General features: G+C 72.5%; 2 protein-coding genes. Both read left to right on the forward strand.

Translation table 11 applies throughout. The features are described 5' to 3' along the window. Positions 1–107: 107 nt before the first annotated feature. Positions 108–5,906: an nSTAND1 domain-containing NTPase gene (locus WMF43_RS09145; RefSeq protein WP_437679094.1), complete on the forward strand. Its 5,799-nt coding sequence runs from the start codon at positions 108–110 to the stop codon at positions 5,904–5,906. Positions 5,907–6,114: 208 nt separating this feature from the next. Then, entirely contained in the window at positions 6,115–11,892 is a 5,778-nt protein-coding gene (locus tag WMF43_RS09150; protein ID WP_437679095.1) for an nSTAND1 domain-containing NTPase, read from the forward strand. Positions 11,893–12,042 lie beyond the last annotated feature (150 nt).

Below are 12,042 nucleotides of genomic sequence, written 5' to 3' on the forward strand. Positions count from 1 at the left end.
TCGTCACCGGCGGGACTCGACCGTTGGGATTGCCGCGTCGAGCCCGCGGCGGGGGCCGTTCGCCCGAAGCTGCCGCGGGGGGGGGCGGCGGCCATGGAGAGGCTGTGATGAACCAGGAGATCTTCGCTCCGAGGACGGTGTTCCAGAGCCGCTACGAGATCCTCTCTTTGCTCCGGGAAACCAGCCTCGCGGCGACCTACGAAGGGCGGCAGATCGCGAGCGGGCAGCCGATCGTCCTCAAGGTCGTGCGCTTCGCCCAGGACGGCGGCTCCGCGGACGTGGCGCGACGCTGTCGTGGGCGTTTTCTGCGGCATGTGCGCCTCTGCACGCGGCTCCGCCATCCCAACATCGTCCGCCTCATCGACTCGGGGGAGACGGAAGAGGAGCAGCTCTATGCGGTCTTCGAGCTCGTGCCCGGGATGAGCCTGGCCGAGCTGCTGTCGGCGCAGGGCGCGCTCGATCCGCGGGAGGCGTGTGACCTCATGCGGCAGGTCCTCTGCGCGCTGAGCTACGCGCACCAGCAGGGCATCGTCCATGGCGACCTCAGGCCGGCTCACGTGAGGATCGGGCGCTCGGACCCGGGAGAGCGGCGAAGGGCGCTCGTGTGCGACTTCGGCTTCGGCGCGATCGCCGCGGACGTGCGGCGGGGCCAGGGCGGAGCGCGCGACTCCCACGTCGAGCTCGTCGGCTCGCAGGGGTATCTGGCGCCCGAACAGCGCCGGGGATTCCCGGCGACGGCGCGCTCGGACCTGTACGCGTGGGGGCTCGTATCACTCGAGTGCCTCACGGGCAGGCGCGCGGGCGGCGAGGCGTCAACGGAGGGAGGAGCCCTCCCGCCGGACGGCTCGGAGCCGGTGCGGATGCCTCCGGCGCTCCTCGGGCACCCGCTCGGCGCCGTCCTGCGGCGGGCGACGGTCGAGGACGTCGCGGCGCGGGCCGTCACGGCGGACGGCCTCCTGCGCGAGCTCGACGCCTGCGAGGTGGACGGGCTAGGCAGGGAAGACCTGCTCAAGCCATGCGCGCCGGCCTTCGCCGGGACGACGGGCGGAGAGGCCGCCGGGCGCCCCCCGACGGCCTCGTCGGGAGGCGCAGACGCAGAGGTCGAGCGCGACACGCCACCGGGCTCGTCCGACACATCGGACGAGGCGTCCGCCCCTGGGCTAACGCTCGCCACGCCCCCGTCCCATCCGCCATGCAGCGAGCGCGCGCGTGGTGCCGCGCCGCTCCAGGCCGACGCCGCGGGGGCCCCGGACGAGCCCGTCGAAGCTCCCATGCCGGTGCGTGCCGGCGGCGCCATCAACCATTACGAGATCATCCGCAAGCTGGGCCAGGGCGGCATGGGAATGGTGTTCCTGGCGCGCGACACGAAGCTCGGTCGCCTCGTCGCGATCAAGCTCCTGCTCAGGTACAGCGGGCATGGGATCGAGCGATTCCTGGCCGAGGCGCGGGCGACGGCGCGCTGCCGGCACGAGAACATCGTGGTGATCTACGAGGCGGACGAGATCGACGGCTATCCGTACCTCGTGCTGGAGTACATCAAGGGCCGCTCGCTGCGCAGCTGGATGGCGACGCGCGAGCAGCCGAGCGCGCCCGAGTCGCCCGCGGCCCACGCGCCTTCGGATCCGACGTCGCCCGGCGTGGTGATCGAGCTGATGATCCCCGTGGCGCGCGCGCTGATCTGCGCGCACGAGCACGGGATCGTGCACCGCGATCTGAAGCCGGAGAACATCCTGCTCGACGACGCCGGATGCATCAAGGTGCTCGATTTCGGCGTCGCGAAGCAGATCGAGGTCACGAGGGCCGCGGCGATCACGGGCGCGCCGGCGGCGCTCGCCGCAAGTGCCGGCCATGGACGGCAGAGCGCGGCGCTCGGGACGCCGCGGTACATGTCACCCGAGCAACTCCTGGGCAGGGACGTCGATCACCGCGCCGACCTCTGGGCCGTGGGCATCATGCTGTACGAGCTGCTCACGGGGAAACATCCGCTGGAACCGTTCTCCGTCGCCCCGCGCTCGGACGTCCTGGCCCTCGATGTCCCGATGCCGAGCCTCGGCGAGCGGCGCCCGGACGTCGGCGCGCTCGGGGACCTCGTCGACCGCTGCCTGAGGAAGCGCAAGGCCGAGCGCATCGGCTCGGCCCGGGAGCTGCTCGCCGGGCTCGAGGCGCTCGTGCCCGGCCGGAGGGCGCTCCAGCTGGGTGAGGACGAGAGCCCGTTCGCCGGGCTGTCGTCGTTTCAGGAGGCGGACGCCGCGCGCTTCTTCGGGCGGGATCGGGAGGTCTCCGCCGTGGTGACGCGGCTGCGCAACCAGCAGCTGCTGGTCGTGGCCGGGCCCTCCGGGGCGGGCAAGTCGTCGTTCGTGCGCGCGGGCGTGATCCCGGCCTTGAAGCGCTCGGGGGACCGCTGGGAAGCGTTCGTCCTGCGCCCCGGCCGCTCTCCGCTGTCGGCGCTCGCGGACGTGCTCCAGGAGGTCGGCGAGGCGGATTCCACGACGGGCCCGACGACAGGCTCGCCCGAGCGCTCCGACCACGATCGGCTGGTCGCCACCCTGCGCGCGCAGCCGGGATACGTGGGCGCGCGGCTGCGCGCGCGGTGTCGCCGCGAGGGGAAGAGGCGCCGCGTTCTGCTCTTCGTCGACCAGTTCGAGGAGCTCTACACGCTCGGCGCCTCTCCCGACGAGCGGGCGGCGTTCGTCGCCTGCCTGGAAGGCGCGGCGGACGACGCGTCGTCGCCCCTGCGCGTCGTGCTCGCCGTCCGCTCGGACTTTCTCGAGCGCATGGCCGACGATCGCGGGTTCATCCGAGACGTGACCCGCGGGCTGTCGTTCTTGCCGCCGATGGGGGGCGAGGGCCTGCGCGAGGCCCTGACAAGGCCGCTGGAGGCGACCGGGTATCACTTCGAGACCGCGGAGATGGTCGAGCACATGCTCGGCTCGCTCGAGCGCACGCGGAGCCCGTTGCCGCTCCTGCAGTTCACGGCCGCGAAGCTGTGGGAGGCGCGGGACCGCGAGCGCCGGCTGCTGACGCGGGGCAGCTACGAGCAGCTCGGCGGCGTCGCCGGCGCCCTGTCCGCCCACGCGGACGCGGTGCTGTCGACGCTGCCGCCGAGCGAGCAGCGGCTGGCGCGGGCGGTGCTCTTGCGCCTGGTCACGCCGGAGCGCACGCGCGTGGTGGTGAGCCTGGACGAGCTGCGCGATCTCGCGCCGGACCGCGGCGGCGACGCCGGCGACGCGGTCGCGCAGGTGGTCCAGCACCTGGCCGGCGCGCGGCTCCTGCTCATCGAGATCGGCGGCGAGCAGGCTGGCGGCCAGCGGGACGGCACGACGGTGGAGCTGGTCCACGAGTCGTTGATCGAGCGGTGGCCGAAGCTCAGGCAGTGGCTCGCCGAGAGCGAGCAGGACGCGCAGTTCCTGGCCCGGCTCCGCGCCGCAGCCCAGCAGTGGGAGGCGAGCGGCCAGGCCGAGGGCTTGCTCTGGCGCGATCGCGCGGCGGAGGACGCCCGCGCATGGCACGAGCGCCGTCGGGCCGAGCAGGGTACGGCCTCTCGCGTCGGGCTGAGCAAGCGCGAGGAGCGCTACCTTCTGGCCGTCGTGGCCCTCTGCGATCGCGCGCGCCGTCTGCGCCGGCGGCTCGCCAAGGGCGTGGCCGCCACGCTGGGCGCGATCGCGCTCATCGTGTCGTATCTGGCGATCCACGCGAGCCAGCAGGCCACGCTGGCCAGCCAGCAAGCCGCGCTCGCCAGCCGGCAAGCCGCGCGCGCCGACCAGGAAGCGGCGCGCACGCAGGTCGAGGCTCGAGACGCGCGCAACGCCACCCGCATGGCCACGGCCCGCGAGCTGCAAGCCGATCCCACGACCGCGCTGGCGATCTTGCGCGAGGTCGAGCCGCCTGATGTGCCGCGAGGCTGGTCCGTCCTCGCGCGCTCGGTGCTGCATGGCGTGATCGCCCGCGTGGTGTTGAGCCATCCAGATCTCGTCACGCATGTGGCCTATGGCCCCCACGGCGAGCGCATCGCCACCGCCAGCTCGGACAGGATGGTTCGGGTGTGGAACGCCGATGGCACGGGCGAGCCCCTGGTCCTTCGCGGTCACGTGGCACCGGTCAACTCGGCGGCGTTCAGCCCCGACGGGGGGCGCATCGTCACCGCGTCCGATGACAAGACCGCGCGGATCTGGAACGCCGACGGCGCGGGCGAGCCCGTGGTCCTCGATGGCCACGGGGCTCGGGTCAATTCAGCGGCGTTCAGCCCCGACGGCAAGCGCATTGTCACTGCGTCGCACGACGGGACGGCGCGGGTGTGGAACGCCGACGGCACGGGCGAGCCCTTGGTCCTGCGTGGCGACGGGGTCCGGGTCAATTCGGCGGCGTTCAGCCCCGACGGCAAGCGCATCGTCACCGCGTTCGATGACAAGACCGCGCGGGTGTGGAACGCCGACGGCACGGGCGAGCCCCTGGTCCTGCGTGGTCACGAGGATCACGTCAAATCCGCGGCGTTCAGCCCCGACGGCAAGCGGATCGTCACCGGGTCCTACGACAAGACGGCGCGGATCTGGAACGCCGACGGCACGGGCGGGTCCGTGGTCCTCCGCGGCCACGAGGGCGGGGTCGGCTGGGTGGCGTTCAGCCCCGACGGGAGGCGCATCGCCACCGCGTCATGGGACAAGACCGTGCGGATCTGGAGCGCCGACGGCAAGGGCGAGCCCGCGGTCCTTCGCGGTCACGCCGATGGAGTCTCCTCGGTGGCATTCAGCCCTGACGGCGAGCGCATCGTCACCGCGTCATCGGACAAGACCGCGCGGGTCTGGAGCGCTGACGTCACGAACCACCTCGAGATCCTCCGCGGCCACGAGGATGAGGTGTACGCGGCGGCGTTCAGCCTCGACGGGAGGCGCATCGTCACCGCGTCGCAGGACAAGACCGCACGGGTGTGGAACGCCGATGGCGCGGGCGATCCCTTGGTCCTCCGCGGTCACAAGGAGGAGGTCAACTCGGCGGCGTTCAGCCCCGACGGGAGGCGCATCGTCACCGCGTCGCACGACAAGACGGCGCGGGTGTGGAACGCCGACGGCACGGGCGAGCCCCTGGTCCTGCGTGGTCACGGTGGCCGGGTCTGCTCCGCGGCGTTCAGCCCCGACGGCAGGCGCATCGCCACCGGATCATGGGACAGGACGGTGCGGGTGTGGAACGCCGACGGCACGGGCGAGCCCCTGGTTCTTCGTGGTCACGAGGATGCGGTCTGGTCGGTGGTGTTCAGTCCTGACGGGAGGCGCATCGTCACCGGGTCGCACGACGAGACGGCGCGGGTGTGGAACGCCGACGGCACGGGCGAGCCCCTGGTTCTTCGTGGTCACGAGGGTTGGGTCTGGTCGGCGGCGTTCAGCCCCGACGGCAAGCGTATCGTCACGGCGTCCGCGGACAAGACCGCGCGGGTATGGAACGCCGACGGCACGGGCGAGCCCCTGGTCCTCCGTGGCCACAAGCTCCAGCTTTTCACGGCGGAGTTCAGCCCTGACGGCGAGCGCATCGTCACCGCGTCGCATGACGGGACCGTGCGCGTGTGGGACGCCGGCGACGGGGACGAGCTCCTCGCGCTCCTTGGCTCCGACGCCGGCGTCAATAGCGCGGTGTTCAGCCCGGATGGCAAGCGCATCGTCGCCACGTCCGACGACAAGCTCGTGCGCGTGTGGACCGACCTCGAGCCGCTCGGCAGCGTCGACGATCCGCGGCTGTGGACCGCGACCAGCTACTGCATGCCCATCGAGCGGAGGATAGAGCTCCTCCGCGTGCCTGAGGCCATGGCCCGCGCGACCCGAGAAGCCTGCCTGCGCCGCGTCGAGCGGGCCCGCGCGACGGCTCCTGCGCCCGAGCCAGGCTCGGCTGGCCAGCCGAGCGCCGCTGCCGGGCGCTGACGCGCTTGCGCCCCACCGCGCAGCTCGCGCCGCCGGGCTCGGCGCCGCCCCGAGCAGGTAGACCTCCCCGACCGCGCTCGCCCGCTCGCCCGGCACGGCGCGCCGCGTGGTGCTCCCGGCAGCGCGTCGGCGCCGGACGAGGAGCAGAGACGACTCTATAGAGCCGAGGGGCAGCGAGATGGGCTGCTCGAGCGCCGGAGAGGCTGCGATGCACCGGGAGAATCTCGCACCAGGAACGGTGTTGCAGGGCCGCTACGAGGTCCTTTCCTTGCTCCGGGAGGGCAGCATCGCTGACGTGTACGCAGGGCGGCAAATCGAGACGGGGCAGCCGATCGCCCTCAAGGTCGTGCGCCTGGCCTCGACGGCAGACCCCACGGCGCGGGCGCGGCGCTACAGCGTACGTTGTCTGCGGGGGATGCGCGTCTGCGCGCGTCTCCAGCACCCCGGCATCGTCCGGCTCATCGATGCGGGGCAGGCGGACGGAGGGAAGCTGTATGCCGTCTTCCAGCTCGTCCCGGGGCAGAGCTTGGCCAAGCTGCTGGCCGAGCAGGGCGCGCTCGATCCGCCGGAGGCGCGGCATCTGATGCGGCAGGTCCTGGACGCGCTGGGCTGCGCGCACGGGCAGGGCATCGTCCACGGGGACCTCAGGCCGACCCACGTGATGGTGGTACCTGCGGGCGCGCTGCGGAATGCGATGGTGCTCGACTTCGGCTTCGGCGGGGTCGCCGCGGCGGCGCGCGCGGAGCAGGAGGCGGCGCTCGCCGGCGGCGGCGAGGCGCTCCCGGGCTTCTATGCTTATGCAGCGCCGGAGCAGCTCCGGGGGTTTCCGCCGACGGCGCGCTCGGACCTGTACGCCTGGGGGCTCGTGTTTCTCGAGTGCCTCACGGGCAGGCGAATGGGCTGCGGTGGCTCGCCGGAGGGAAGCGGTGTTCCGCGGATGAGCCGGCAGCCGGCGCGGATACCTGCCGCGCTGCTCGAGCACCCGCTCGGCGCGATCTTGCGGCGCGCGACGATCGAGGATCTCGCGACGCGGGTCGTCACGGCCGACGGCCTCCTGCGCGAGCTCGATACGTGCGATCTGGAGAGGCTCCGGCGGGAGGACCTCGTCGAGGCAGACGCGCCACGCGACGCCGAGGTAACAGGGGAGGAGGGGTGGGAGGCGCGGGACGAGGGAGACCCGGGCGCTGGGCCTCCGGCGTCGCGAAAGCGGGCGAGCCCGAGCTCACCCGGAGCTTCAGCCGTAGAGCCCACGCGCACGCTCACGCTGGCCCCCACGCCTCTCTCGGGAGCCGCTGCCCGCCGGGCGCCCGGCGAAGAGGCGCATGGGGCCGTGCCTTCCCCGGCGGAGGCCGCGAAGACGCCGGGGGGACCGAACGCGCACCGCATGTCCCCGGGGATCGGCGGCACGATCAAGCATTACGAGATCATCCGCGAGCTGGGCCAGGGCGGCATGGGAATGGTGTTCCTGGCCCGCGATACGAAGCTCGGCCGGCTGGTCGCGATCAAGCTCCTGCTCAGGTACAGCGGGCATGGGATCGAGCGCTTCCTGGCCGAAGCGCGGGCGACGGCGCGCTGCAGGCACGAGAACATCGTGGTGATCCACGAGGTGGACGAGATCGACGGCTATCCGTACCTCGTGCTGGAGTACATCAAGGGCCGCTCGCTGCGCAGCTGGATGGCGACGCGCGAGCAGCCGAGCGCGCCCGAGTCGCCCGCGGCCCATCCGCCTTCGGACCCGACGTCGCCCAGCGTGGTGATCGAGCTGATGATCCCCGTGGCGCGCGCGCTGATCTGCGCGCATGAGCACGGGATCGTGCACCGCGATCTGAAGCCGGAGAACATCCTGCTCGACGACGCCGGATGCATCAAGGTGCTCGATTTCGGCGTCGCGAAGCGGATCGAGCCCACGACAGCCGCGGCGATCACGGGCGCGCCGGCGGCGCTCGTGCGTTCTGCCGGAGCCGGCCGGCAGAGCGCGGCGCTCGGGACGCCGCGGTACATGTCACCCGAGCAACTCCTGGGCAGGGACGTCGATCACCGCGCCGACCTCTGGGCCATGGGCATCATGCTGTACGAGCTGCTCACGGGGAGACACCCGCTGGAGCCGTTCTCGATGGCGCGGCTGTCGGACGTCCTGGCCCTCGATGTCCCGATGCCGAGCCTCTGCGAGCGGCGGCCGGACGTGGGCGCGCTCGGCGCCCTCGTCGATCATTGCCTGAAGAAGAACAAGGCCGAGCGCATCGGCTCGGCCCGGGAGCTGCTCGCCGGGCTGGAGGCGCTCGTGCCCGGCCGGAGGGCGCTCCAGCTGGGCGAGGACGAGAGCCCGTTCGCCGGGCTGTCGTCGTTTCAGGAGGCGGACGCCGCGCGGTTCTTCGGGCGGGATCGGGAGGTCTCCGCCGTGGTGACGCGGCTGCGCAACCAGCAGCTGCTGGTCGTGGCCGGGCCCTCCGGGGCGGGCAAGTCGTCGTTCGTGCGCGCGGGCGTGATCCCGGCCTTGAAGCGCTCCGGGGAGCGCTGGGAGGCGTTCCTCCTGCGTCCTGGCCGCTCCCCGCTGTCCGCGCTCGCAGACGTGCTCTTGCAGGTCGGCGAGGCGGAGCCCACGACGGGCTCACCCGAGCTGCCCGACCACGAGCGGCTCGTCGCCACGTTGGGTACACAGCCGGGTTATCTAGGCTCGCGGCTGCGCGCGCGGTGTCGCCGCGAGGGAAAGGGGCGCCGCGTTCTGCTCTTCGTCGACCAGTTCGAGGAGCTCTATACGCTCGGCGCCTCTCCCGACGAGCGGGCGGCGTTCGTCGCTTGCCTGGAAGGCGCGGCCGACGACGCGTCGTCGCCCTTGCGCCTCGTGCTCGCCGTCCGCTCGGACTTCCTCGAGCGCATGTCCGACGACCGCGGGTTCATCCGAGACGTGACCCGCGGGCTCTCGTTCTTGCCGCCGATGGGGCGCGACAGCCTGCGAGAAGCCTTGACGAGGCCGCTCGAGGCGGCCGGGTATCACTTCGAGACCGCGGAGATGGTCGAGCAGATGCTCCGCTCGCTCGCGGGCACGCGGAGCCCGTTGCCGCTCTTGCAATTCACGGCCGCGAAGCTGTGGGAGGCGCGGGACCGGGAGCGCCGGCTGCTGACGCGGGACAGCTATGAGCAGCTCGGCGGCGTCGCCGGCGCCCTGTCCGCCCACGCGGACGCGGTGCTGTCGGCGCTGCCGCTCTGCGAGCAGCGGCTGGCCCGGACGGTGCTGCTCCGCCTGGTCACGCCCGAGCGCACGCGCGCGGTGGTGAGCCTGGGCGAGCTCTGCGAGCTCGCGGAGGGCGGCGAGGGCCAGCGCGGCGAGGCGATCGCGCGGGTGGTCCAGCACCTGGCCGGCGCGCGGCTCCTGCTCATCGAGACCGGCGGCGAGCAGACCGGGGGCGAGCGGGACGGCACGACGGTGGAGCTGGTCCATGAGTCCTTGATCGAGCGGTGGCCGAAGCTCAGGCAGTGGGTCGCCGAGAGCGAGCAGGACGCCCAGTTCCTGTCCCGGCTGCGCGCCGCAGCCCAGCAGTGGGAAGCGAGCGGTGAGGCCGAGGGGCTGCTCTGGCGCGACCGCGCGGCCGAGGAGGCCCGAGCGTGGCACGAGCGCCGTCGCGCCGAGCAGGGGACGGCCTCTCGCGCCGGGCTGAGCAAGCGCGAGGAGCGGTATCTGGCGGCGGTCGTGGCCCTCTGCGAGCGCGCGCGCCGGCTTCGCCGGAAGCTCGCCACGGGCGTGGCCGCCGCGCTGGGCGCGATCGCGATCGTCGTGTCGTATCTGGCGATCCGCGCGGGCCAGCAGGCCACGCTGGCCAACCAGCAGGCCACACGCGCCGACCAGGAAGCGGCGCGCGCGCTGGTCGAAGCCCGGGAGGCGCGCAACGCCACGCGCATGGCCATGGCCCGTGAAATGCAAAATGATCCCACGACGGTGCTCGCGGTCTTGCGCGAGATCGAGCCGCCCGGCGTGCCGCGAGGGTGGGATGTCCTCGCGCGCTGGGCGCTGCATAGCAGGATTGCTCGCGCGGTGCTCGATCATCCGGATTGGGTCACGCGTGCCGCCTACAGCCGCGACGGCAAGCGGATCGTCACCGCGTGCATGGACAGGACCGCTCGCGTGTGGAATGCCGACGGCTCGGGTGATCCCCTGGTCCTTCGCGGTCACGGCGAAGGCGTCTGGTCGGCGGCGTTCAGCCCCGATGGCAAGCGCATCGTCACGTCGTCGTGGGACAGGACCGCTCGGGTATGGAACGCCGACGGCTCGGGCGAGCCGATCGTCCTCCGGGGGCACGCGGGCGCGGTCTTCTCGGCGGCGTTCAGCCCCGACGGCAAGCGCATCGTCACGTCGTCGTGGGACAAGACCGCTCGCGTGTGGAACGCCGACGGTTCGGGCGAGCCGATCGTCCTTCGGGGGCACGAGGACGCGGTGTTCCCGGCGGCGTTCAGCCCCGACGGCAAGCACATCGTCACGTCGTCGTGGGACAGGACCGCTCGCGTGTGGAACGCCGACGGCTCGGGGGCACCCCTGGTCTTTCGCGGTCACCAGGCCGAGGTCTGGTGGGCGGCGTTCAGCCCTGACGGGAGGCGCATCGTCACAGCGTCGTTCGACAAGACCGCGCGTGTATGGAACGCCGACGGCTCGGGCGAGCCCATCGTCCTTCAAGGGCACGAGGACGGGGTCTACGCTGCGGCGTTCAGCCCCGATGGCGAGCGCATCGCCACGTCGTCCTGGGACAAGACCGCGCGGGTGTGGAACGCCGATGGCTCGGGCGAGCCCCTGGTCCTCCGGGGTCATTCGGCTCAGGTCGCTTCGGTCGAGTTCAGCCCCGACGGCGAGCGCATCGTCACGTCGTCCTGGGACAGGACGGCGCGGGTGTGGAACATCGATGGTACGGGCGCTCCCTCGGTGCTTCGGGGGCACGAGGGCGGGGTCTGGTCGGTGGCGTTCAGCGCCGATGGCAAGCGCCTTGTCACCGCATCCTTGGACAAGACCGCTCGCGTGTGGAACGCCGATGGCTCGGGTGCCCCCCTGGTCCTCCGGGGGCACGCGGCTCGGGTCACTTCGGCGGCGTTCAGCCCCGACGGGAGGCGCATCCTCACGTCGTCCTGGGACAGGACCGCTCGCGTGTGGAACGCCGATGGCTCGGGGCAGCCCTTGATCCTCCGGGGTCATGAACACGGGGTCTGGTGGGCGGCGTTCAGCCCCGACGGGAGGCGCATCGTCACGGCGTCGTGGGACAAGACCGCGCGCGTGTGGAACGCCGACGGCTCGGGTGAGCCGGTGATCCTCCGGGGGCACGAGCACTGGGTCTCCGGGGCGGGCTTCAGCCCCGACGGCAAGCGCATCGTCACGGCATCCCAGGACACGACGGTGCGGGTATGGAATGCCGACGGCACGGGCGAGCCCCTGGTCCTCCGGGGTCACGAGGCTCCGGTGTACTCGGCGGCGTTCAGCCCCGACGGGAAGCACGTCGTCTCGACGTCGTGGGATAAGACCGCGCGCGTGTGGAACGCCGACGGCTCGGGTGAGCCGGTGATCCTCCGGGGGCACGAGCACTGGGTCTGGCGGGCGGCGTTCAGCCCCGACGGCGAGCGCATTGTCACGGCATCCCAGGACACGACGGTGCGGGTATGGAATGCCGATGGGACGGGCGAGATCCTGGTCCTTCGCGCCACCGATTCCCCGGTCAACGGCGCGGTGTTCAGCCCGGATGGCAAGCGCATCGTGACCGCGTCCGACGACAGGACCGTGCGGATATGGACCGATCTCACGCCGCTGCGCGGCGTCGACGACCCGAGGTTATGGGCGGCGACCACCTACTGCATGCCCATCGAGCGGAGGATAGAGCTCCTGCGCGTGTCCGACTCCATGGCCCGAGCCAGCCACGAGACCTGCCTGCGCCGCGTCGAGCAGGCGCGCGCGGCGGCCCTTGAGCCCCAGCCGGGCCCGGCGGCCTCCCCGGGCGGCTCCGCCGGCCGGTAACGCGCGCCCGATGCGCTCGTCCGCGTACCCCATGAACCCATGCGGGCGAGGAAGCGATCGGTCCAGCGGAGCTGGCGGGCCATCGAGGTGACCGGCGGCCGCGGCGGGCTGCCCGCGGCCGCTCGTGAGCTCGCAGCCCGAGCCGCCATG

The organism is Sorangium sp. So ce131, from assembly GCF_051519095.1.
Lineage (GTDB): Bacteria > Myxococcota_A > Polyangia > Polyangiales > Polyangiaceae > Sorangium.

What these genes read in the sequence shown, in the direction of transcription:
- WMF43_RS09145 (WP_437679094.1), top strand. Translation starts at nt 108, where the DNA reads ATGAACCAGGAGATCTTCGCTCCGAGGACGGTGTTCCAGAGCCGCTAC.
- WMF43_RS09150 (WP_437679095.1), top strand. Translation starts at nt 6,115, where the DNA reads ATGCACCGGGAGAATCTCGCACCAGGAACGGTGTTGCAGGGCCGCTAC.